The organism is Micromonospora parathelypteridis (assembly GCF_014201145.1).
In the GTDB taxonomy this organism is placed as follows: domain Bacteria; phylum Actinomycetota; class Actinomycetes; order Mycobacteriales; family Micromonosporaceae; genus Micromonospora; species Micromonospora parathelypteridis.
In genome coordinates, this window is the sequence record NZ_JACHDP010000001.1 from 1,991,121 (window position 1) to 2,015,087 (window position 23,967).

Annotated in this window: 17 protein-coding genes; 8 read left to right on the top strand and 9 right to left on the bottom strand. The window is 70.2% G+C overall.

The genetic code is table 11. From position 1 onward, the window contains the following. Positions 1-54 precede the first annotated feature (54 nt). Complete coding sequence (locus HNR20_RS08655) at positions 55-1,185, top strand: PP2C family protein-serine/threonine phosphatase (RefSeq protein ID WP_184177999.1); 1,131 nt, start codon at positions 55-57, stop codon at positions 1,183-1,185. An 11-nt stretch (positions 1,186-1,196) separates the two neighbouring features. On the opposite strand, the gene HNR20_RS08660 is transcribed toward HNR20_RS08655, so the two are convergent. From HNR20_RS08660 to HNR20_RS08690, 7 genes are all read right to left on the bottom strand, one after another. Next, a complete protein-coding gene (locus HNR20_RS08660) occupies positions 1,197-2,678 on the bottom strand; it encodes a sugar transferase (RefSeq protein WP_184178001.1) in 1,482 nt (493 codons plus the stop codon). A 215-nt stretch (positions 2,679-2,893) separates the two neighbouring features. Continuing rightward, complete coding sequence (locus HNR20_RS08665) at positions 2,894-4,651, bottom strand: substrate-binding domain-containing protein (RefSeq protein WP_184178003.1); 1,758 nt, start codon at positions 4,649-4,651, stop codon at positions 2,894-2,896. 157 nt (positions 4,652-4,808) lie between these two features. Next, the gene (locus HNR20_RS08670; RefSeq protein ID WP_184178005.1) at positions 4,809-5,846 is read right to left on the bottom strand and encodes a lactonase family protein; all 1,038 of its coding nucleotides are present in this window, start codon (positions 5,844-5,846) and stop codon (positions 4,809-4,811) included. Between the two features lie 87 nt (positions 5,847-5,933). Then, complete coding sequence (locus HNR20_RS08675; protein ID WP_184178007.1) at positions 5,934-6,536, bottom strand: GTP-binding protein; 603 nt, start codon at positions 6,534-6,536, stop codon at positions 5,934-5,936. Beyond that, the gene (locus HNR20_RS08680) at positions 6,517-6,906 is read right to left on the bottom strand and encodes a DUF742 domain-containing protein (protein ID WP_184178009.1); all 390 of its coding nucleotides are present in this window, start codon (positions 6,904-6,906) and stop codon (positions 6,517-6,519) included. Before HNR20_RS08680 ends, HNR20_RS08675 begins: the two co-directional genes overlap by 20 nt. Next, a complete protein-coding gene (locus HNR20_RS08685; RefSeq protein WP_184178011.1) occupies positions 6,896-7,318 on the bottom strand; it encodes a roadblock/LC7 domain-containing protein in 423 nt (140 codons plus the stop codon). The genes HNR20_RS08680 and HNR20_RS08685 overlap by 11 nt, the downstream gene beginning before the upstream one ends. Before the next feature lie 12 nt (positions 7,319-7,330). Continuing rightward, positions 7,331-9,736 (bottom strand): sensor histidine kinase, encoded by a 2,406-nt coding sequence (locus tag HNR20_RS08690; protein WP_184178013.1) that lies wholly within the window; start codon positions 9,734-9,736, stop codon positions 7,331-7,333. A gap of 327 nt (positions 9,737-10,063) precedes the next feature. On the opposite strand from HNR20_RS08690, the gene HNR20_RS08695 reads away from it, so the two are divergent. From HNR20_RS08695 to HNR20_RS08715, 5 genes are all read left to right on the top strand, one after another. Beyond that, positions 10,064-10,657, top strand: a complete 594-nt coding sequence (locus HNR20_RS08695; RefSeq protein WP_184178015.1) for a hypothetical protein — start codon at positions 10,064-10,066, stop codon at positions 10,655-10,657. 11 nt (positions 10,658-10,668) lie between these two features. After that, on the top strand, positions 10,669-11,589 hold the full coding sequence (locus HNR20_RS08700) for a hypothetical protein (RefSeq protein ID WP_184178017.1): 921 nt from the start codon (positions 10,669-10,671) through the stop codon (positions 11,587-11,589). A 156-nt stretch (positions 11,590-11,745) separates the two neighbouring features. Then, on the top strand, positions 11,746-13,404 hold the full coding sequence (locus tag HNR20_RS08705; protein WP_184178019.1) for a sodium:solute symporter family protein: 1,659 nt from the start codon (positions 11,746-11,748) through the stop codon (positions 13,402-13,404). Positions 13,405-13,419: 15 nt separating this feature from the next. Beyond that, a complete protein-coding gene (locus HNR20_RS08710; RefSeq protein ID WP_184178021.1) occupies positions 13,420-13,728 on the top strand; it encodes a hypothetical protein in 309 nt (102 codons plus the stop codon). Between the two features lie 82 nt (positions 13,729-13,810). Then, positions 13,811-14,197: a hypothetical protein gene (locus HNR20_RS08715; RefSeq protein ID WP_184178023.1), complete on the top strand. Its 387-nt coding sequence runs from the start codon at positions 13,811-13,813 to the stop codon at positions 14,195-14,197. 118 nt (positions 14,198-14,315) lie between these two features. Here the strand turns inward: HNR20_RS08715 and HNR20_RS08720 are convergent, their stop codons facing one another. Then, positions 14,316-16,121 carry a glycoside hydrolase family 6 protein gene (locus HNR20_RS08720; RefSeq protein WP_184178025.1) on the bottom strand — a complete coding sequence of 602 codons (1,806 nt, stop codon included), beginning with the start codon at positions 16,119-16,121 and terminating at the stop codon, positions 14,316-14,318. 608 nt (positions 16,122-16,729) lie between these two features. Here HNR20_RS08720 and HNR20_RS08725 point away from each other — a divergent pair. Both HNR20_RS08725 and HNR20_RS08730 read left to right on the top strand, forming a co-directional pair. Then, positions 16,730-17,974, top strand: coding sequence for a putative sodium/potassium/calcium exchanger (locus tag HNR20_RS08725; protein ID WP_184178027.1), 1,245 nt, complete (start codon positions 16,730-16,732; stop codon positions 17,972-17,974). A gap of 1 nt (position 17,975) precedes the next feature. Continuing rightward, the gene (locus tag HNR20_RS08730) at positions 17,976-18,710 is read left to right on the top strand and encodes a class F sortase (protein WP_184178029.1); all 735 of its coding nucleotides are present in this window, start codon (positions 17,976-17,978) and stop codon (positions 18,708-18,710) included. Positions 18,711-18,783: 73 nt separating this feature from the next. Here the strand turns inward: HNR20_RS08730 and HNR20_RS08735 are convergent, their stop codons facing one another. Beyond that, positions 18,784-23,868: an NAD-glutamate dehydrogenase gene (locus tag HNR20_RS08735; protein ID WP_184178031.1), complete on the bottom strand. Its 5,085-nt coding sequence runs from the start codon at positions 23,866-23,868 to the stop codon at positions 18,784-18,786. Positions 23,869-23,967: the final 99 nt, after the last annotated feature.

The following is a 23,967-nucleotide window of genomic DNA, read 5'->3' on the forward strand; positions in this document are numbered from 1 at the left end:
GCCCGAGACTACTCCGAGCCCACTGGTCGTCGAGCTTTCAGCAAGGGAGTGACGATGAGCGAACCGGTCAATCAGGCACGACGTGCCCTGAACGAGACACCGGCGGACCGGCTCGTCGGTGGTGTCGGGGATGTGCTCGTCCGGTCGTACGGGATCACCGACGTCGAGCTGTACCAGGTCGACTACCGGCTCTCGGAACTCCTGCCGCTCACCGAGGGTGATCCGATCACGAGCCCCGGGCACCCTGCCTGGCGCGCCTTCGACCACCAGTCGCCGACCCTCACCGACGGCACCGCCTGGTTCCCGGTCACGATGCGTGGCGAGCGTCGGGGGGTGCTGTGCCTGTCGCCCGTGCCGGACGACCGGGAGGTCCTCGCCGCGCTGGCCGAAATCTCCACCGCGCTCGCCCACGAGTTGGCGGCGGTCTCCGCCGGCACGGACGTCTACCGGGCGGCACGGCGCGCCCAGCGCCTCACCCTGGCCGCCGAGATGCAGTGGGACCTGCTCCCCGGCCGCAGCCGGATCCGACCCTCGTTCAGTCTGGCCGGGCAGTTGGAGCCGGCGTACGCGGTGCGCGGCGGCAGCTTCGACTGGTCCGACGACGGGCAGCGACTCTGGTTGTCCACCATCAACGGCAGCGGTGAGGGTGTCGCCGCCTCCCTGCTCACCTCGTTGGCCACCCACGCGCTGCGCAACGCGCGCCGGGCCGGGCTGAGCCTGGCCGACCAGACCGCCCTTGCCGACCAGGCGCTCTACGACCTGTACCGGGGCGAGCAGCACCTCTCCGCGTTGCTGATGGAACTGGACCTGCGTTCCGGGACGATGACCGTGGTCGACGCCGGCTCACCCCGACTGGTCCTGCTGCGCGACGGCGAGGTCACCGAACAGCCCCTGGAGGCGCAGTTCCCGCTCGGCATGTTCGAGGCGACCGACTACCACGAGCAGAAGTTCCCGCTGGAGCGTGGCGACCGGATCTTCGTCGTCAGCGACGGGGTGCTGGAGGCCACCGGACAACACGTGCGCTACGGCGAGACGGCACTGGACCGCTTCCTACGGCGTACCGGGCCGATGGCGCCGCTGGACGCCGTCCGGTCCCTGATCGGCGACCTGCGTGCGTTCGTGGCCGGTGACCTGGTCAACGACGCCGTGGTCGTCTGCCTGGACTGGACCGGCCCGCAACCCTGACCGACGGTGGGTCAGTACGCTCCGCGGCCGTTCAGGACCGCGCCGAAGGTCTTCCACAGGATGGTGAGGTCGGCGGCGAGGGACCAGTTCTCCACGTAGTAGAGATCGAGCCGGATGCCGTCCTCCCAGCTCAGGTCGGAGCGGCCGCTGACCTGCCACAGGCCGGTCATGCCCGGCTTGACCAGCAGCCGCCGGGCCACGTCGCCGTCGTAGCGGGCCACCTCCGAGGGCAGCGGCGGGCGAGGCCCGACCATGCTCATCTGCCCCAACAGCACGTTGACCAGCTGCGGCAACTCGTCCAGGGACCACTTGCGCAGCAGCCGGCCGACACGAGTGACCCGAGGGTCCTGGCGCATCTTGAACATCAGGCCGTCGGTCTCGTTGCGCGCGGTCAACTCGGCGAGCAGCGCGTCGGCGTTCACCACCATGGTGCGGAACTTGAACACGCCGAACTCATGCCCACCCCGGCCGACGCGGACCTGTCGGAACAGCACCGGGCCCCGACTGTCCAGCTTGATGGCCAGGGCGATCAACGCGATCAGCGGCAGCAGCAGCGCCAGCGCCAGCGACGAGGCGGACCGGTCGACGAGGCCCTTCACCAGCTTGCGCGCACCGCGGAACTCCGGTGCCTCGACGTGGATCAGCGGCAGGCCGGCAACCGGGCGGGTGTGGATCCGCGGGCCGGCAACGTCGGTCAGCGCGGGTGCCACGACCAGATCGACGCCGGTCCCCTCCAACTGCCAGCCGAGACGGCGCAGTCGGGTCGCGGTCAGCTCGCCGGAGGCGGTCACGGCGACAGTGTCCGCGCCGATCGCGGTGGCGGCTTCCGGGATACCTCGGAACGACCCCACCACCGGCACGTCGCCCAGTCGCTGCGCCACCGGTGCGAGCAACGCGTCCGGGATGCACGCGCCCACAACCTGGTAGCCGGCGTACGGCTCGCGGCGCAGCGTGTGCACCAGCTCCAGGACATGGGCGGTGTCGCCGACCACCAGCATTCTGCGGGACCAGCCAGCACCCACCCGGCGGGCCCGGTGCAGGCGCTTGCGGACGGCGAACCGCGCCACCTCCAGCCCGACGATGCCCACCGCGAAGGAGATGCCCAGGAAGACCCGGGAGACGCCGAGGTCGGCGATGTAGCCGATGATGGCGGTCGCACCCGCGAGTCGCAGGCTGGCGGAGCTGACCCGCCGATACTCGTCCGCCCCGTAGCCGATCACCCGGTCGTCGTAGCAGCCGAGCGCCTTGAGCGAGATCAGCCAGGCCAGCGCCAACGCGGGGGCAACCAGCACGTACGGGATCTCCGAGCCGCTCGGATCGTCGTCACCGAAGCGGGTGACGTACCCGATGAGGAGCGCGATGATGAGGACGGTGGTGTCCAGCACCACCAGGACCCGAACGTAGGACCGTTCGTCGGAGCGCGCCACCAGCCCGACACGGCGGCCTTTCGGCTCAGCGGACGTGGCTGGGGTCAACAGGGTCGCCGCGGTCACCGGCCCTCCCACTCTGTACAGGATGGCCCCGGCCAACGGGTCGGACCGGAGGCGGACCGACTGTGCCGGATCATTCGCCATCCTGCCCCGATAACTATGACGGCCGATTGCTTCGGACGTATTGCCGTCACTTTTATTGAGCCTGGGAGCCAAAAAAGGGGCCCGCCCTACCGTCGATCCGGTAGGGCGGGCCCCCTTTTTGATTGAGCGTTGACTCAGCGCGGCGCCGGTGGCCGTCGCGCGATCGCGCTGAGGAAGATGCTGCCGATCTCGCTCGGGTCCTTGGTGACGAAGACATCGCCACCGGTCACCTTCGTGATCGATTCCAGCTCGGCCTTGCTGACGCCCTCGCCGATACCGATCATGATGACCTGTACCGGCCGATCCGGGTCGGCGAGCTGCTTGAGCTTGGCGAGCAGCTGCTGCTGGTTGAGGCCGTTGTCGTCCTCGTTCTCGCCATCGGTGAACAGCACGATCGAGTTGACCCGGCCAGGTTGCCAGTTCTCCTGGACCGCCTGGTACGCGGCCAGCGTGGTGTCGTAGAGGCCGGTGTCACCACTGGAGGGCCTGACGGCGCCGAGCGCCGCCTCCAGTTGGGCCCGCTGGCCGGAGAGTGGCCCGATGGGGACCAGCTCTTTGTAGTCCCGGTTGCCGACCAGCTTGGTGGAGAAGGTCCACAGGCCGATCGACCAGGAGTCGTCGAAGAGGCCGAGGCCGCGGCGGGCCGCGTCAACGGTGACCTCCTCCCGGCTGCGGTTGTTGGCGCTGGGCACCTTCTCCTTCATCGAGCCGGAGACGTCGACGACGGCCAGCATCCGACCGGACTGGGTGGCGATCGACCAGCTGGAGACGACCCGCTGGATGGCGGCCGGGTCGAGGCCACCCGCGGCGGTGCCACCGTTCGCCGGTGCGGTCGGCGCGCCGCCCGACGGGCTCGGCGCACCCTGCGGCGCCTTGAAGCCATCGCCCCAGTTGCCGTCCGGCGCGCGTAGCGACTGCGCCGCGAGCCGGTTGCGGAAGTTGGGGCTGGTGAGCAGCTCGAACAGCACCCGGGCCGCCGACGCCTTGCTCGGCTCGATGCCGGGCAGCACCGCGTACGGGTAGTCCAACGGCATCGGTGCCGGCTCCATGTAGAGAGCGGCGAGCGGGACCGGCGGCTGCTTGCTGTTGTAGGCGATCACGTCTTCTTCGGACAGCGCCGCCGCGCCGAGACCGCTGGCGATGGACGTCGCGTCCTTGGAGGTCGGGAAGCGGGCCAGCAGATCGTTGCGGAGCGACGAGCGCCCGGTGGCCAGTGCCCGAAGCGCACCGACGGTGCTGCGCTGGGCGTCGCCGCCGGCAGCGCTGGCGGCCGCGGTCAGCGAGAGCAGGCCGGACAGGCCGGCCGCGTCACGGGTCGGCTCGACGATCCCGGTGCGCAGCGGCGCGCTGGTGTTGTTGACCTGCTTGAGCAGGTCCGTCCAGTTGAACTTCTTGTCCGGCCAGCCCAGTCGGGCGGCGATCGGCTCGGGCATCGCGACGACGATGGGGCTGCGTGCGATGGATGCGCCGTTGGTCGGAGCGAACGCGGTGGCGTCCTTCTTCAACCGGAGCAGCCAGGTCGAGGAGTCGGGCACCCAGACGTCCGGGCTGACGGCGGTGCCGCTGGCCTGCCCCACACCGGCCAGGACAGCTCCGTGCTTGGCCGCCACCACGGCGGCCACGTCGACCGGGTCGGACGCGGAGACGTCGACCCGGATGCAGGTTGGGCCCACCGCCGCGCCGTCCTTGACCCACTGGGACGCGGCCGCGTCCACGGCGGGCGCGAGCTCGGAGGCGACCGCCACAGCGAGACGGATCTCCCCGGAGCAGTTGGGCTGGATCAACTCCCGATAGCCGAACCACACACCGGTCGTGGCGACGAGCACCGTCGCCGTCCCGGCGGCGGCTGCTAGATGGAGTTTCGAACGCATGCGATGGCGGCCTGCTGACACGGTGACCATCTTGCGTACTAGGTGCCGTCTCTGCCACATCCGTTCGGACTAAAGTTACGGAGGAGAAACAGTTGACCACCTTTTAGCGACGCAGAGTGATACAGCGGCCTCGTGGCGTTGCCGAATCAGTGTCGCCCTCGCATATCGACGGCGGGGTTCACGGCAGCACACACGTCGGGCTCGGCACCGGCACCGGCTCGCCGATCGCCTCGGGGACGCCGGTGTCCGCGTCGCGCCGGAAGACCCGCACCATGTCCGCCCGCTCATCAGCGACATAGATGTGCTGCCCGATCAGCGCGAAGTGCCGGGGCCACTCACCACCGGTGTCCACTTCGGCCACCAGCTCAGGCAGCTCCCCGGCCAGGGTGAAGACCGCCAGGGTCCCCACCCCACGGTTGGCGACATAGAGGAACCGGCCGTCCGGGCCGACCGCGACCTCCGAGGGCTGGACGTGACCGGTTCGCTCGCTCGCCTCGACCCGACCCCGCTGGTGCAACGCGCCGTCGTCGGTCAGCTCGTACGCGGTGACCGAGGCGTCCAGCTCGCCGACGAGGTAGCAGCGCCGACCGTCCGGGTGACGGGCCAGGTGCCGGGGCCCGGTGCCGGGCGCCGTGCGGATCCGCGGCGCACGGGGCACGAGTCGCCCGGTCGCGTCGTCCAGGTCGTACCGGTAGACCGAGTCGGTGCCGAGGTCCACCGCCAAGAGCGGCCCCCGGTCCGGTCCAGGGTTGACCATGTGGGCGTGCGCGTGGTCCTGCCGCTGCGGGTCGGGGCCGTGCCCCTCGTGCACCACCAGGTCGGTGCGCTCGCCGGGCACCCCCTGCGGGTCGAGCGGGAAGACCGCGACACTGCCGCTGCCGTAGTTGGCCGCCACCAGGTGACCGCCGTCGGGCAGCACCGCCAGGTGACAGGGCTCGGCGCCACCGGTCGACCGGCTGCCGAGCGGATCCAGCTCGCCGTCCGGCCCGACCCGCCAGGCGCTGATCTCCCCGTCCGTCAGCTCGTTGACCGCGTAGAGCACCGACTGGGTGGGGTGCCGCGCCAGGAAGGAGGGCGACGGCGTGGCCGCCACGGTGCCGAGTGGGGTCAGCGCCCCGGTCGTCGGGTCACGACGCGCCGCGACGATGCCGCTGCCCCGCCCACCACTCTGCGCGGTGTAACCCCCGATGTGGACGACCTCACCCTGACCACTCACGTCCAACTCCTCTGCCGGCATCCTCCGCTGATCCAATCAGAGGCTGCCCGCATTGCCCGCCTGTTAACCGGCTTTCCAGCCCGGATCTCAGGCCGCCGGCACCGGCTCCCCACGCTGCCGGGCAACGTGCTCGACCAGAGAGATCAACACCATTTTTCCGGACTGCCGGTCCCGGGCGTCACAGAGCACCATCGGCACGTCCGGGTCCAGGTCGAGCGCCCGGCGTACGGTCTCCAGGTTGAAACGGCGGGCGTCGTCGAAGCAGTTCACCCCCACCACGAACGGGATGCCACGCTGCTCGAAATAGTCGATGGACGGGAAACAGTCGGCCAACCGACGGGTGTCGGCGAGCACCACCGCGCCGAGCGCGCCGAAGGCCAACTCGTCCCAGAGGAACCAGAACCGATCCTGACCCGGGGTGCCGAACAGGTAGACCTGCAGGTCGTCGTTGATGGTGATCCGGCCGAAGTCCATCGCCACCGTGGTGGTCGACTTCCCCTCCACCCCGGAGATGTCGTCGGTGCCGATCCCGGCGCCGGTCAACACCTCCTCGGTCTGCAGCGGACGGACCTCGCTCAGGGCGCTCACCAACGTCGTCTTGCCAGCTCCGAAGCCTCCCGCGATGAGGATTTTCAGTGCCAGCGGGATGGTGGTGCTGGTGCCCACCTGGTCATAGCGCACGGAGTCCACTGACCACCGCCTTGAGGATGTCGTCGTCGGGAAGGATGCCGGCGGCCGGCGGCTCGTGCACCGCGACCAGGCCCTCGGCCAGAAGGTCACCGAGCAGCACCCGGACCACACCGACCGCGAGGTCCAGCTCGGCTGCCAGCTCGGCCACCGACACCGGCCGGAGGGCCAACGAGACCAGCCGCCGATGCTCCGGGAGCAGGTGCGGATGGCTCGCCGCGTCGACGTCCGATTCAGCCAGCACGAACGCGACCAGGTTGAAACTGTCGACGGCGGAGCGTACCCGGCCTCCGGTGAGTGTGTACGGGCGCACTACCGGGCCGGCGTCGCCGTCCAGCCACTCGTGCTGCGGCCCGGGGGGCTCAGCCCGCATCACCGGTTCCCACCGACGATCGGGCCGGCGCGGCCAGGCTCTCCCCCACCCGGATGACCAGCATCGCCATCTCGTACGCGACCAACCCGATGTCCGCGTCCGCGTCGCTCACCACCGCCAGGCAGGCACCCTGACCGGCGGCGGTGACGAAGAGGTACGCCGACTCCATCTCCACCACGGTCTGCCGGACCGGGCCGCCGGTCACGTGCCGGCTCGCGCCCCGCGCCAGGCTGGAGAAGCCGGCGGCGAGCGCACAGAGGTGCTCTGCGTCGGAGCGCTCCAACTCGGCCGAACAGCCGAGCAGCAGGCCGTCAGCGGACAGCACCACCGCCTCCCGGGCGGCCGGCACCCGTTGCACCAGCTCGTCGAGCAACCAGTCGAGGCCGGCGCTCTGCTTCGTCGAATGCCGCACTAGGCGTCCCTCTCAGTTGCGGTCGGGGGTTTCGGGGTTCGTCGCCGGGTTGGTAGGGGCCGCCGGATCGGTGTGCTCGGCCGGTGCGGCCGGCTTCGGCGCTGCGGCCGGTGCTGCCGGTTTCGCCGGAGCCGAGGGCGCCGAGGGCGTGATGACGGTGGCGCGTCCGCGAGCCGTGCCTGCCTGCAGGGCGGCCATCACCCGACGCACCTCCTCGGGAGATCGGGGCGTCGGGGCGTCGGTGACGGTCGACCGGCGCTGGGCTGCCGGGGTGTTCCGTCGCACCCGGCGGGGCAGGCCGTCCAGCTCGTCGGCCGTGTCCTCGGGCGACACCGTGTCGCCGAGCCCGACGACCGGCGACGTGTCCGAGGTCGCTGCGCCGTTGGACGGGGCGGGCGGCGCTGCGCTGGCGGGCGAGGCCGTGGACGGACGTGTGCGGGGGCGGGGCACCGTGCCCCGGCGAGCCGTGCGGGCCAGCCGCCGGCCCGGGTCGGCCGACGCGGCAGTCACCGTGGCGGGGTCGGGGCCGGCCGGCGGCTCGGCGGTGACCAGGTCGCTGGGGACCAGCACCACGGCGGTCACCCCACCTTCCCCGGAGGGGCGCAACCGCACCCGTACGTTGTGCCGGGCCGCCAACCGGGCCACCACGAACAGGCCGAGGCGGGCGCTCTGCGCCGGGTCGAACTCGGGCGAGCTGGCCAACCGGGTGTTGGCGGTCTCCAGCGCCGCGGCGGACATGCCCAGCCCCTGGTCGGTGATCTCCAGGACGTACCCGTTGGCCACCTGTTCCCCCGTGACGGTGACCCGGGTGTCCGGTGGGGAGAAGGCGGTGGCGTTCTCGACCAGCTCGGCGAGCAGGTGGATGACGTCGCCGACTGCCCGGCCCAACACGCCGGCCGGCTGTGCGGCGGCGATGTCCACCCGGTCGTACGCCTCGACTTCGGAGATCGCGCCGCGGATCAGGTCCACCATCGCGACCGGGTTCCGCCAGCCGCGACCGGGCGCGGAACCGGCAAGGATGACCAGGTCCTCGGCGTGCCGGCGGAGTCGGGTTGCCAGGTGGTCGACCTGGAAGAGCTCGGCCAGCTCGTCCGGGTCCTCGGCGCGCCGCTCCATCCGGTCCAGCAGGTGCAGTTGACGGTGCACCAGGCTCTGGCTCCGTCGGGCGATGTTGAGGAAGACCTCGTTGAGCCCACGACGCAGGGTGACCTCGTCCACCGCGGCTTGGACGGCGGTGCGCTGCACCTTGGTGAAGGCGCGGCCGACCTCGCCGATCTCGTCGTGGCCGTACTCCAGTGGTGGCGCCTCCCGGGCGACGTCGACCTGCTCGCCACGACGCAGCCGGGTCACCACGTCCGGCAGACGGTGCTCGGCCAGCTCGAGCGCGGCGGTGCGGACGCCGCTGAGCCGCCGGACCAGGGTGCGGCCGACCCGCAGCGCCACCAGCACCGAGACCACCACGGCGACGAGCCCGAGCACTCCGGCGGCGGCGAGCCGCACCAGGATGCGGACCGCCATCGGCACTGAGCGGTCGGTGAGCCCGTCGGCCTCGTCCAGCTCGAAGTCGCGCAACTGCTGTTGCACCGCGTCATGGCTGGTCTGCCAGGCCGCCGCGTCGACCGGTGGCCGGCCGGACCGGTTGGCCAGGACCAGCGCGTCCTGCATCGCGCGCAGCCGGGTGAAGGCTTCGCCCTCGGTCAACCGTTGGTACGCGACCCGGGTGGTCTCGGGCAGGTCGGCCACGGCGCTCTCGGTGAGCCACCGTTGGTTGCCGATGGCCTGCACGAGCTGGGTGTGCTCGCCCTCGGCGAACCGTCCGGCGGCCAGCGCGCCGGCCAGCAGCGCGTCGCTCTGGCCGAGCAACTCCCGGGAGCGGCCCAACGCGGTGAGCGCCAGTGCCTGCCGGTTGAGGTCGGGGTCGGTCAGGGTCGCCATGCCGGCGAACGCCTGGAAGGCCGCGGAGACCATGCCGCTGTAGAGGCCGATCGCGCCGGCCCGGTCCACCTTGCGGTCGTCGATGAAGTCCCGGCCGGCCGGCAGTGCCGCCAGGGCGGTGACCAACTGGTCGACACGGGTCTCCAGCAGGTCGTCCGCGGCGTCGCGCAGGGCTTCCCCGTCGACCCGGCGACGCAGCTCGGCGACCGCCCGATCGGTGCGCTCCCGCTGCTCGGCCAGGGCGGGTAGCTCGGCCGTGCCCGCGAGCTGCACCACCGAGAGCCGGCGTTCCCGTTGCAACTCGGTGACCACGACCTCGCCGGGGCGGCCCAGGTCGTACAGCAGGGTGCGGGCGGAGAGCAGGTCCAGGGCGGGACCGAAGGTCAACGTGGTCGCGAAGATCCACAGCGCCAGGAGCGCGGTCACCGGCGCGACGACCAACGCGGTCAGCTTCGAGCGGATCGGCCAGTCACGGGTTTTCATCAGACCTCGCCCGTACAGGGGTGGCAGGGGGTGCCGGCACCGCCGGGCAACGCGCCGGCCGGCTTCGCGCCCGACGGGAAGCCGGGCACCGGCGCGGGCGCCTTGGGCAGGATACGTAATCGAGGGCCGTTGCACTACCGCCTGTCGCGTCGACATCGACGCTGCGAGATGTGCCGAATGGGCAACGACGAGCGCCCCGCCGGCGGACCGGCGGGGCGCTCGCACTTTCTGGACTGAATCAAGTTAAACGGATCGCGAGGAAAGTACCCCGGATCGGGATTGGCGATCAGTGCGCGGAGGGAATACCAGGTGACGAAGGAGGAGCCCATGTCGCCCACGCAGGTAATCGTCATCGTGCTCGTCGTGCTCGTGATCGTCGCGGTGCTGGCCGTGGCCGCCCGGTCGCTCAGCCGCCGCCGCGCGTTGCGCAGCCGGTTCGGGCCGGAGTACGACCGGGTGGTGGCGGAGCAGGACAGCCGGTCCGCCGCGGAGCGCGAACTGCGCGACCGGGAACGCCGGCACGCCGAGCTCACGCTCACCCCGCTCAGCCCGGAGTCCCGGGCCCGTTACAGCGCCGCCTGGGAGGAGCTCCAGGTCCGCTTCATCGACTCGCCCGGCGAGACGGTGGGCGACGCCGACGCCCTGGTCACCCGGCTCATCGAGGAACAGGGCTACCCGACCGGGGACTTCTCCGACCAGATCGCCCACCTCTCCGTCGAGCACGCCCGCACGCTGACCAACTACCGCGACGCGCACGACATCCACCTGCGCAACTCGCGGGGTGAGGCCAGCACCGAGGAGCTGCGGCAGGCGGTCGTGCACTACCGCGAACTCTTCGCCGACCTGCTCGGCGAGGAGCCCGCCGGCCACCGTACGCCCGAACAGCGCCACCACCCGGACCACGACGCCACGAGCCGCTGAGGAGGCCACCGATGCGCCAGGAAGAGCAGCAGGTGAGCAACGACCATCCGGAGGCCGTCCGCTCCGCGCCCGTTCCGGTACCGCCAGCCGGTGACCGGGCCGGTCGCTCGGACGTCCCCGAGGACGCCCTGGACGACCGGGGCACCTTCGACGACCAGACCGGCGCCGAGGAGCGGACCAACAGCACCGAACGGGACGCCGCGTACGACCCGGCCGACGACGAGCCGGCCGACGACTCCGACCCGCGCCATCGGCGGGACGACCGGTCCACCGACGAGGGTGACTTCAACGAGCCCGGGCCGCTGCCGACGACGTTCGGCGCGACCACGGTGGCCGACGCCGTGGCCGCCTCCGCGCTGGCCAGCCCACGCCCGGAGGATCAGCCGGACCCGAGGGCCGAGCGGACGGCCCAGCCCGGCGACGGTGCCGAGGACGGCGAGCGCGAGGGCCTGCGGGCCGACCCCACGGCCGAGTTGCACCGTCGGGATGCCGCCCCGGGGACCGACCCGGACGCGGTGGCCGCCGGCGCGGCCGGTTACGGCAGCGCGACGCCGGAGATGGTCGATCCGGACGCGGACGGCGAGCCGGTCACCACCGAGGGCGACGGCACGTCGCTGGGGGCCGCCGGAACGTCGCTCCCCGCCGGGTCGACAGTCGCGGCCGAGCCGGCCACGCTCCTGGACACGGACACCGCGCAGGGCTTCCGGGATCGCTGGCGGGACGTGCAGTTGCGCTTCGTCGACGATCCGCATGCCGCCGCCGGTGAGGCGCAGTCGCTGGTGGAGGAGGCCATCCAGGCCCTCTCCTCGGCGCTGGCCGCACAGAAGAACACGCTGGGTGGGTGGCAGGACGCCGGCTCGGCCGACACCGAGCAACTGCGGATGGCGGTGCGTAACTACCGGGACTTCCTGGACCGCGTACTCGGCCGTTGAGCGACCGCACCTGAGGGGCGTCTCGGCCAGTCGGCCGGGGCGCCCCGAATCCGCCCGAAACCAACTCACCCCAGGTACAGACGTGAAACCGTGCATACCGGGCAATAGGGCACGCGCTGCACATCAGCGCGAACTTTGGGACGAGAGGTGACGGGGATGGACGGCGACGGTCTTCGCCTCGACATGAACGGCCTGGACTACCTGATCCTCGCGCTGTACTTCGTCACCGTCCTCGGAGTCGGCTTCGCCGCGCGACGGGCGATCCGGACCAGCGTCGACTTCTTCCTCTCCGGCCGATCCCTGCCGGCCTGGGTGACCGGCCTCGCCTTCGTCTCGGCGAACCTGGGCGCCTTGGAGATCATCGGCATGGCCGCGAACGGCGCCCAGTACGGCGTCATGACGGTCCACTACTACTGGATCGGCGCCGTGCCGGCGATGGTCTTCCTGGGCATCGTGATGATGCCCTTCTACTACGGGTCGAAGGTCCGCAGCGTGCCGGAGTACCTGCGGCTGCGGTTCAACCGCCCCACCCACCTGCTGAACGCGCTCAGCTTCGCCGTCGCCCAGGTGCTGATCGCCGGGGTGAACCTCTACGCGCTGGCCCTGGTGATGCAGGCGCTGCTCGGCTGGCCGCTCTGGACCGCCGTCGTGGTCGGCGCGGCGATCGTGCTGGCGTACATCACCATCGGTGGTCTGTCCGGGGCGATCTACAACGAGGTGCTCCAGTTCTTCGTCATCCTGGCCGGCCTCATCCCGGTGACCGTGATCGGCCTGGTCAAGGTCGGCGGGGTGAACGGCCTGATGGACTCGGTACGCGATTCCAAGCTCGGCGAGGCCGGCCTGCACGCCTGGCAGGACACCGGCAGCACCGCCAACCCGCTCGGCGCACAGTGGCTGGGCATCGTCTTCGGCCTGGGCTTCGTCCTGTCGTTCGGCTACTGGACCACGAACTTCGCCGAGGTACAGCGCGCCCTGTCAGCGAAGAACATGAGCGCCGCCCGGCGTACGCCGATCATCGCCGCGTACCCGAAGCTGTTCATTCCCCTGGTCACGGTGATCCCCGGCCTGGTGGCCCTGGTCACGGTCAAGGGTCTCGGCGCGGAGAGCGGCGACCTGCAGTACAACAACGCGATCCCGCTGCTGATGCGCGACCTGCTCCCCAACGGCGTGCTCGGGGTGGCGGTCACCGGTCTGCTCGCGTCGTTCATGGCCGGCATGGCGGCCAACGTGAGCGGCTTCAACACCGTCTTCACCTACGACATCTGGCAGGCGTACCTCCGTCCCGGGCGGTCCGACGAGTACTACCTGCGGATCGGCCGGTGGGCGACGGTCGCCGCCGTGGTGATCGGGATCGGTACCGCGTTCATCGCGGCCGGATTCAGCAACATCATGAACTACATCCAGGCGCTCTTCTCACTGTTCAACGCGCCGCTGTTCGCCACGTTCATCATCGGCATGTTCTGGAAGCGGATGAGCGCCCTCGCCGGCTTCTGGTCGCTGCTGTTGGGCACCCTGGCGTCGCTGGCGACGTACCTGCTCTACAAGGGCGGCGTGATCGACTTCAACTCCGACCTGGAGGAGAGCTTCTGGGGCGCCGGCATCGCGTTCGTCACGGTGGCGGTGGTCGCCGCGGTCCTCACACCCCTCACCGCCGCCAAGCGCGACGAGGAACTGCGCGGGCTGGTCTACGGCATGGGCGGCGTCGACCTGAAGGGCGACGTGCTCGCCGGGGACGCCGTCTGGTACCGCTCCCCCGTGCTGCTCGGTGTGATCGCGGTCGTGCTGGCCGCCCTCTTCTACATCCCGGTCTTCTAGGAAAGGGGTCGGCAGATGAGCAACGACGGCCAACCGGCGCAGGACCCGCTGATCGACGAGACGCAGGCGGAGCAGCGCCGTTCCGCCGCAGCCCGGTTGTTCGACATCCGTCGGGTGATCGGTGGCCTCTTCGTGGCGTACGGGATCATCGTGACGCTGATCGGCATCTTCGACAGCCGGGCCGAGATCGACAAGGCCCAGGGTGTTCGGATCAACCTCTGGGCCGGGTTGGTCATGCTCGTCTTCGGCCTGCTCATGCTGCTCTGGCAGTGGCGGCGCCCGGCGGAACCGCCGGCCCCCAACGAGCAGCAGCCCGGCGCCTGACCGTCGGACCGCGCGGCATGAGCGCGGCACGAGGGGGTACGCGAGGGAAATCAGGCACCGGGCGGACACAGGAGGCAGCACCATGACCGATCGCGATCGCCAACCTCCGCTGGAGGAGAGCCCGGAGGTGGCCTCGGCGGTGGATGACGACATCACCATCACGCAGCTGCGGACCGGAGGTGGCCCCGACCGGGACACCCCGACCTTCACCGAGCCCCGCGGCCGACCGGACGACCTCGCGCCGGACACCGACGACTTGATCGGCGACCCGTACGCCGCCGGCACCGGGGCGACCGGGACGGGCACCGGCGCTGGCGGGGACAACATCCGCACCGGGAGCGAGCAACCCTGGGAGCCGGAGGATCTGGTGATGGCCCGCGGGCAGGACCTCACGCCGGAGAATCTGGACAAGGCCCGCCGTGACCTGGCCGAGCAGGGCCGGGCGGCGATCGAGCGCACCGTGCCCTGACCGGGCCATGGGGGGGTCCCCGGCCCGACCGTTGACGGTCGAGCCGGGGACCCGGGGAACCTGCCGCCGGCAGTGCCTCACCTACTGCCGGCGGCGGGTGGGTGCGGAGGCGATCCGGTCAGAGCGCCGGGTACGCGTTACGCATGAGCTCCTGGAACTGGGCGGAGAACCACGCGCCGGAGATCGGCGCGTTGGGCAGCGCACCGGTCGCGCTGTTGCCGTTGCGCGGATTGCCGCCGTACGTCGGGTCGCACATCCGGTCGAAGCCCTTGCCCTCTTCGTTGTCGATCAGCTCGCTGGAGCCGTCCGACTCACCCGGGGGCTTCACCCAGACGTAGGCGTCGATGCCGGACTCCGGGTTTGCCCGGGGCCGCTCGCCGATGCCCGCTCCGGACTGGTTGCACCAGTTGCCGGCGTGGATACGGCGGTCGATCCGGCCACCGTTGACGTACGTGTCGACGCTGGTCGTCGCGCCCGGTCCGGTGGGCCGAGCGGAACCGCCCCAGCCGTTGCGGGACGTGTCGATCAGCATGCCGATGTTGGAGTTGAAGCCGACCGAGACCAGCTTGGTACGGAAGGCCTGGGCGAACGACAACTCGTCGACGTAGAAGTTCCAGTCGATCCACTTGGCCTGGCGGACCGACTGACCGCCCACGGTGTCGGTGATCTTCACGTACGGCTCACGCAGCGCCGAGTAGTTCGCCGTGTTGACGATGAACCCGGTGACGTTGTTGACCGTGCTGCCGGAGGCGCCCGCGGCGGTCTTCAGCAGGTCGGCGGTCGGGCCGAAGTTGGTGTCCCAACCAATCCAGCCGTGGTGCGCGGCGTCGATGTAGTTGTAGACGTTGCCGAGGGAGCCCAGCTTCGCGAGGGCGTAGCCGACACCGTTGACGTATGCGCCGTTGGCCTTGACCGTGTCACACATGGCCGTGCCGCCAGCCTGCCCGGAGGTGTTGGTGACCAGGTTCGGCAGCGAGTCGATCTCGATGATGTTGATGATCCGCAGGTTGCGGTACTTCGCGTCGCCCTGGATAGCGGCGATCGGGTCGATGTAGTCGGACTTGTACCTGGGCAGTTCGTCCGGGCCCAGCTCACCGTTGGAGGCGAGCGCGGCGCAGTCCCGGCCGGGCAGGTTGTAGATCACGAACTGGATGTACCCGGCACCCTGACGCAGCGCCTCGTCCAGGTGGTCCCGCACCCCGAAGGCACCGTTCGAGCTGCTGTTAGGGGTGCCGTTGATCGCCGCGATCCGGTCCAGCCAGACGGCGGTGGGGTTGCTGGAGATGCGGCTTCCGCCCGACTCCGCGTTCGCCTTGGCCTTCCACTCCGGGTTCACGTAACCCGGAACCCCGGCGTACGGGTTGTCCACCTTCACACCCGGCGGGGGTGTGGTGGTGGGCGGTCCGGTGGTGGGCGGCGCGGTGGTCGGCGGTGCGGTGGTCGGCGGCGCGGAGGTGGGCGGCGCGGTCGTCGGCGGCGCGGTCGTCGGGGTGGTTCCGCCGTTGCAGACCACGCCGTTGAGGGTGAACGAGGTCGGCTTCGGGTTGCTGCCGCTCCACGCGCCGTTGAAGCCGATGCTCGTCGACGCGCCGGTCGCGAGGTTGCCGTTGTAGGACAGGCTGCGCGCGGTCACCTGGCTGCCGGACTGGGTGAACTCGGCCGACCAGCCCTGCTGCACCCGCTGGCTGGAGTTGGGGAAGGTCCAGCCCAACGTCCAACCGTTGACCGGGTCGCCGAGGTTCTTGATGGTGATGCTCGCGGTGAAGCCGCCGGGCCAGTCGTTGCTCGAGTAGGCGACGTCGCACTGCGTCGCGGCCTGCGCCGCGGTAACCGGGATCGTCACCAACCCGCCGGCGACCAGGACGCCCGCGCCGGCGAGCGCGAGGCCCCGGCGTGGGCCGGATAGCCTTCTCCACACATTCATGCCACTGATCTCCTTGGGCGAGACCGGGCTCGCGTACGGCCCGGCGAGACGGCCCGGTGGGCGTCCTGCACGGACGGCCTCCGGCGCCACGGGAATCTTTGGGGGCGCCCGACCCGGACGGGCGATGGTGGTGGTGGTGGTGGTGCATCACCGGCGCAACGGCCGGTCGATCGGCGGCGGGATGTCGCTCCGGTAACCGGGTGCCCTCGACTGCCTGCCTGCGCGGTGTGGCTCTCCGAACCGCGTTCGCCGATTCTTGCATGGGAGCGCTTCCATGGCAATGCCTCGATGCGTTGCGGCGGGGGTCACCCGTGGACCCGTTTCGGACGTTACCCCCGAGCGGCACGTTACGGGACCGCTGCCGGCGCTACCGGATGAGCGAGGCCGCCGGTCGCGGTGAGCACCGAACGTCGTGCGGCACCCGCAAGGGCCTGCGGCACCAGAGACGACGCTCGGCGCGCTGAAAGCCGCGTAGCACCCCTTCGCCTCTTACCTGACCAAAGGTCAAAACACGAATCTTTCACTTCATAAGTCATGAAACGGTCTAACGTCGGTCTTAGCTCGGTTGTCGCCGGGCTCAGGACAACAGGGATGGAGTGACGCAGGTCATGGCTAAGAAGATGCTCGGGAAGGTCGTTGCGGGCGCCGCGCTCGGCGGCGCGTCGCTCCTGGTGTTCGCACCGGGGATCGCCTACGCCAACGGTCACGACGACGGCAAGGACCACGACGGCAAGGTCTATGCCAAGCCTCACGTGGTCAAGGCCGGCGACGAGGTCAAGCTCCTCGAGATCTGCCCGGATCGGCAGGAGCACGCGTACGTGTGGTCCAAGGTCACCGGCAAGGTCAAGCTCAAGCCGGTGGAGGAAGACCGGGGTGAGGACCGCAAGTGGGGCGAGGAGGAGGACTCCGCCGACCACGACAAGGGCAAGGACGAGCACGGCAAGGACGAGAACGGCAAGGACGAAGAGGGCAAGGACGAGCACGGCAAGGACGACAAGGGCAAGGACCACGAAGGCAAGGACGAGAACGGCAAGGACGAAGGCAGCAAGGACGACAAGGGCAAGGACGAAGGCAGCAAGGACGAGAACGGCAAGGACGACAAGTCCGGCGGCCAGGGTGGCGGCGCAGCCGCCGACGCCTACGAGGACGAGGGCAGCAAGGACAAGGACTGGAAGGGCGAGGAGCACGGCCAGGACGCGGAAGACAACCGCGACAAGAAGGACTGGGAGTCCAAGGACGAGGACAAGAAGGACTGGGAGTCCAAGGACGAGGACAAGTACGGCTCCGACGAGGGCCGGGATTCCAAGCACGAGGACGAGTACGGCTCGGACAAGGGCTGGGAGTCCAAGGACAACGGCTCCGACGAGTACGGCTCCGAGGGCCGCGACTCCAAGGACGAGGACAAGTACGGCTCGGACGAGTACGGCTCGGACAACGGCTGGGAGTCCAAGGACAACAGCTCCGACGAGTACGGCTCGGACAAGGGCTGGGAGTCGAAGGACGAAGACAAGTACGGCTCCGACGAGTACGGCTCCGACAAGAGCTGGGACTCCAAGGACGAAGACAAGTACGGCTCGGACGAGGACCGCTGGGAGAAGGAGCGGGAGTTCGTCTACTACGGCGAGGCCAAGGTCGACAAGGACGCCAAGCCGGGTCGCTACGAGCTCAAGGGCTCGTGCGGCGAGGGCGAGCTCGTCGTGCTGCCGCACGGCGGTGTCGACGGTGGTGACGGTGGCGCCAGCACCGGCACCGACCGTGGCCTTGCCACCGGCGGGGCGACGCTGCTCGGCGCTGCCGCGCTGGGCGGGATCGTGCTGATGCGTCGTCGGCGGACCGATGGTTCGCTCGTCTGACGTGACGACGACACGGGCCGGCGGCCGTCACGGGAAACCGTGGCGTGCCGCCGGCGCGGCCGTCGTCGTCACCATGGCCATGATCGGTGCCGGCATGATCGGCGCCTCCCTGAAGACCACGCCCGCTCCCCGCCCGCCGCAGCCGCTGGCCCAGGCCGGCCCCGAGGTCACCGGGCCGCAGGCCACCGCCACCGACGTCCCGCCGGTCGATGGGCAGCCGCTCGATGGACAGCCGCTCGATGGGCAGCCGGCCGGTCAGGGAGATGCGCCGGCCGGACTGGCGCGCTCCGCACCGACCAGCATCGAGATCCCCCGGATCGGTGTCGACGCGACGATCATGTCGTTGGGCACCAACCCGGACGGCACCGTCCAGGTCCCCCCGCTGGATCAGGCCGACCAGGCCGGTTGGTACGAGCCGGGCGCGAGCCCCGGCGAGACCGGCAACGCGGTCATCGTCGGGCACGTGGACTCGGCGAAGCTCGGCCCGGCCGTCTTCTTCGACCTCGGCGCGCTCACCCCCGGCGACACCGTCACCGTGCGGCGGGCCGACGGTCTGGCAGCCACCTTCAAGGTCGACTCGGTGAAGTCGTACCCGAAGACGGCCTTCCCCACCGAGTTGGTGTACGGGCCCAGCGACCGGCCCAGCCTGCGGGTGGTCACCTGCGGCGGGCAGTTCGACGAGGCCGCCAAGAGCTACCCGGACAACGTGGTCGTCTTCGCCAGCCTGGTGGGGTGACCCGCGACGAACGAAACGCGGTCCGGCCGGTCGGGGTGACCCGACCGGCCGGACCGCGTCCGGCGTACCTGACTCAGGCGGCTGCTCCGGAGGTCCGCACCAGGGTGCGGATCTGGCGTAGCAGCACCGACAGGGCGGCGAGATCCGCCCGCGACTCGTCGAACTCCCCCATCGCCCGCCGGGCGCGGTGGATCGAGGTCGCGTTCGACTGCTCCCACTGCTGCACCCGCTCGTGCGGCGGCAGGTCCTCCGGGGTGGAGTCGAGCACCTCCGCGGTGAGCGCGGCCAGCGCGGCGTACAGGTCGTAGCGCAGCGCCATCCGGGCCAGCGTCTGCCAGCGGTCCTCCCGCGGCAGCAGGGAGATCTTCGACAGCAGCGAGTCCACCCGGAACAGGTCGGACAGCACGAAGTAGACCGAGGCCACCTCGCTGACGTCCCGCCCGCTGCTGTTGGCGGTCTCCACCACGTCCATCAGGCCGAAGCTGTACATCAGCCGGGTCGCCTGCTCCGCCAGGTCACGGGGCAGCCCGCGATCGGTCATCGAGTCGATGTGCGCCGCGATGCCCTGCCGCTCGTTGCCGTAGAACAGGTCTTCCAGCCCCGGCAACAGCCGGGTGACCCCGTCGCGCAGCCGGGTGATCTCGGCCGGCACGTCGATCGGCGAGCGCCGGTTGGAGACCAGCCACCGCACCGCCCGGTCGAGAAGTCGACGGGTGTCCAGGTAGACGCTGGTCTGCAACTCGGGTGCGACCTTGTTGTCCAGCGCCTCGACCGCGTCCCACAGCTCGCGCAGCCCGAACACCTCGCTGACCACCACGTAGGCGCGGATCACGTCCGCGGCACTGGCGGCGGTCTCCTCGACGACCCGGAAGACGAACGAGATGCCGCCCCGGTTGATCGCCTCGTTGACCAGCACCGTGGTGACGATGTCCCGGCGCAGGCGGTGCCGGCCCATCCGGTCGGCGAACCGCTCACGCATCGGTGTCGGGAAGTAGTTGACCAGGACCTCGGTCGTCCATTCCTCGTCCGCCAACCCTTCGGTGAGGATCTCCCGTTCCAGGACGATCTTCACGTACGCGAGCAGCACCGCGAACTCCGGCGCGGTCAGGCCGGATTCGCTCCGAACCGCCAACTCCTCGTCCGGCGGCAGCGCCTCCAGCGCCCGGTCCAACGCACCTGAGCGCTCCAACTCGTTGATCATCCGGCGGTGCACCGGGAGCAGCGAGGCGGCCTGGGCCTGGGCGTTGTTGATCGCCCGAGCCTGGTCGTAGTTGTCCCGCAGCACCAGCTCGGCGACCTCGTCGGTCATCCCGGCCAGCAGTTCGTCCCGCTCGGCGGTGGTCAACTCCCCGTCGGCCACCGCGGTGTTCAACAGGATCTTGATGTTCACCTCGTGGTCGGAGGTGTCCACCCCGGCTGCGTTGTCGATGAAGTCGGAGAAGATCCGGCCGCCGGTCAAGGCGTACTCGATCCGGCCGAGCTGGGTCCAGCCCAGGTTGCCGCCCTCGCCCGCCACCCGGCAACGCAGGTTGCGTCCGTCCACCCGGATCGCGTCGTTGGACTTGTCGCCCACCTCGGCGTTGGTCTGCGTGGACGCCTTGACGTAGGTGCCGATGCCGCCGTTCCAGAACAGATCCACCGGTGCGGTGACGATCGCCTTCATCAGCTCCTGCGGCGACAGGTGTGCGACGTCATCGTCCAGGCCGATCGCCGCCCGGACCTGCGGCGTGATCGGGATGGACTTCGCGGTACGCGGGAAGATGCCACCGCCGGCCGAGATCAGCTCCCGGTTGTAGTCCTCCCAGGAGGATCGGGGCATGTCGAACAGCCGCCGACGCTCCGCGTACGAGGTGGCCGCTTCCGGCTCCGGGTCGAGGAAGATGTGCCGGTGGTCGAAGGCGGCCACCAGCCGGATGTGCTCGGACAGCAGCATCCCGTTGCCGAACACGTCGCCGGACATGTCACCGACGCCGACCACCGTGAAGTCCTGGGTCTGGGTGTCCAGGCCCAACTCCCGGAAGTGCCGCTTGACCGATTCCCAGGCGCCCCGCGCGGTGATGCCCATCTTCTTGTGGTCGTAGCCGGCGGAACCGCCGGAGGCGAACGCGTCGCCCAGCCAGAAGTTGTGCGCCGTGGAGATCTCGTTGGCGATGTCGGAGAACGTCGCCGTGCCCTTGTCGGCCGCCACCACCAGGTACGGGTCGTCGCCGTCGTGCCGGACCACGTCCACGGGCGGCACGATCTGCCCGCTGACGATGTTGTCGGTGACGTCCAGCATCGCGCCGACGAACTCCTGGTAGCAGGCGACCGCCTCGTCCCGGTCGCCCGGCTTCTGCTTCAGCACGAAGCCGCCCTTGGCACCCACCGGCACGATCACGGTGTTCTTCACCATCTGCGCCTTGACCAGGCCGAGCACCTCGGTACGGAAGTCCTCCCGACGGTCGGACCAGCGCAACCCGCCCCGGGCCACCGGCCCGAACCGCAGGTGCACACCCTCGAACCGGGGCGAGTAGACGAAGATCTCGAACTTCGGCCGGGGCGCCGGCAGATCCGGAATGGCCTGCGGGTCGAGCTTGAACGCCACGTACGCCTTCGGCCGCCCGTCGGAGCGCTTCTGGTAGAAGCTGGTCCGCAGGGTCGCCTCGATCAGCGTCAGGTACGAGCGCAGGATCCGGTCCTGGTCGAGGCTGGCCACGTCGTCCAGCGCACCCCGGATCGTCTCCACCAGCTCACCGCTGCGCTGCTGACGCTGCTCGGCGCTGAGCTCGCCCGGCGCGAACCGGGTCTCGAACAGCTCCACCAGCAGTGCCGCGAGCTTCGGGTACGCGACGAAGGTCTGCTCCATGTAGTCCTGGGAGAAGACCGTGCCGGCCTGCCGCAGGTACTTCGCGTACGCGCGCAGCACCACCACCTGCCGCCAGGTCAACCCGCCGCGCAGCACCAGCTCGTTGAACCGGTCCACCTCGGCCTCGCCGCGCCAGGCCGCCGCGAAGGCGTTCTCCACGTGCGGGCGCACCTCGGCCAGCTCGTGGTGCCCCTCGGGCAGCATGAGGCCGAAGTCGTACAGGTAGACCCGACCGTCGATCCGGTCCACCTCGTACGGGTGCTCGTCGACCACCCGGACACCGAGTGAGTGCAGCACCGGCAGCACCGCGGAGAGCATCATCGGTTCGCCGTACCGGTAGACCTTGAACCGGACGTCCATCGCCTCGGCCAGGTCCGAACCGGGCACCCGGGTGCCGGGCCGAGGTGCGAGCTGCTTGCGGAACAGGTGCATCTCCAGCTGGCCGGGCTCCTCCAGCAGCTCCAGCTTCGCCAGGTCCTTCATCGCCTCGTACGGCGTGTGCCCGTCCTTGTAGCCCTCCGGGAACGCGTCGGCGTACCGGGTGAACAGGTGCTTGGCCTGCTCGTCGCCGAGCTTGCGCTCCAGCACCAGCCGGTAGTCGTCGTCCCACAGTCGCGTCGCGTCGGCCAGTTCCTCGGCCAACAGGTCGGCGTCGATCTCGCCCGGCGGCCGGGTCGGGTCGGTGCGGACGATGAAGTGCACCCGAGCCAGCATCGACTCGGTGACGCGGGTGGTGTAGTCCACCCCGACACCGTTCAGCTCACGCAGCAGGATGTCCTGCATACGCAGCCGGTTCTGGGTGGTGAACCGGTCCCGGGGGAGGTAGATCAGGCAGGAGATGAACCGTCCGTAGGCGTCCCGACGCAGGAAGACCCGCAGTTGCCGACGGCCGGCCATCCGCAGCACACCGATCACCGCGTGGTAGAGGTCGTCGGTCTTGATCTGGAACAGCTCGTCGCGTGGGTAGGTCTCCAGGATCTGGATCAGATCCTTGCCGGAGTGGCTGCGCCGACTGAGCCCGGAGCGGTCCAGCACCTCGGCCACCTTGCGGCGTACCACCGGCAGCTCGCGGACGCTGGTCCGGTAGGCGGCCGTGGAGAACAGGCCCAGGAAGCGCCGCTCGCCGATCACCTCGCCGAGCTCGTTGAAGATCTTGAAGCCGATGTAGTCCAGGTACGCCGAGCGGTGCACGGTGGCACGCGAGTTGGCCTTGGTGATGATGAGCAGGCGCTTCTCCAGCACCTTCTCGTGCGCCTCGGGGGTCATCGACGCCAGCGGCCGGGCGTCCGGCGCATCAGAGCGCAGGATGCCCAGACCGGTGCCGAGCACCGCCTCCAACGCCTTGCCGTCGACCGGGTCGGCGGCGTCGCCCCCAGGGGCGTCCACCAACCGGTACTCGCGGTAACCGAGGAAGGTGAAGTGGTCGTGTGCGAGCCACCGCAGCAGCTCCACCGAGTCGGTGATGTCCTTTTCCGGCACTGGTGGGCGGTTTTCCGAGGTACGGGCCGAGGCCAGCTCGTCGGCGAGCGCGAGGGAACGCTGACGCATCTTCGGCCAGTCCTCCACCGCCTCCCGCACATCGGTGAGCACCCGCTGCAACTCACGGCGCAGGCGGTCCCGCTCGGCCGCGTCCCGGACCGGGTCGATCTCGATCCGCATCCAGCTCTCGATGATGTCGCCGGCGATCGCGTCGTCCGGCTCCACGTCCGCGGAGACCTCGGTGAGCCGGCCCAACGGCTCACGCCGGACCACCACCAGCGGGTGGACCAGCAGGTGCACGTCCAGGTGGTACGAGTTGAGCAGCGCGGTCACCGAGTCGACCAGGAACGGCATGTCGTCGGTGACGATCTCGACGACCGTGTGGTGCTGGTCGGCGTGCGGCTCGTGGATCCGCAGCTTCAACTCGCCAGGCACCCGCTGCTGGGCGAGGTCCCGGTGCGCCCGGGCCGCGTCGAGCATCTCCTCTGCCGTGAAGCCGACCAGCTCCTCGTCCGGGGCGAACCGCCAGAAACGGCCGACAAGTGTCGCCGCGTCGTGGTCGTCCCCGGCGAGCGCGACAGCCTGGGCCACCAGGCGCTCCGCGTTGGGAACGGGTTCGTCGAGCTCGGCGTCCTCCACGTCGTCGGCCAACGCCTCGGTGGGCAGACCCAGATCGTAGATTGTGTCGATGCTCGACCCGGTCAGCCCGGTGACTCCCGTGTCGAGTCGGCCGTAGCCGTCCCCGTCGGTCGCCGAATCGAAGCTGTCGTCATCCCGGCCGGAGTCATCCTGCCGGAGGTCGGGTTCCGGTTTGATCGCCGGACGCCGGTCCATCGGTGCCACTCCCCTCGACCCACCGCGTTGTGGGTCACTCTGCCGCTCAGCCTAGGCCTGCCGTTCTGCGCCTTCGTCGGCGGACCACTGGCCAGACGT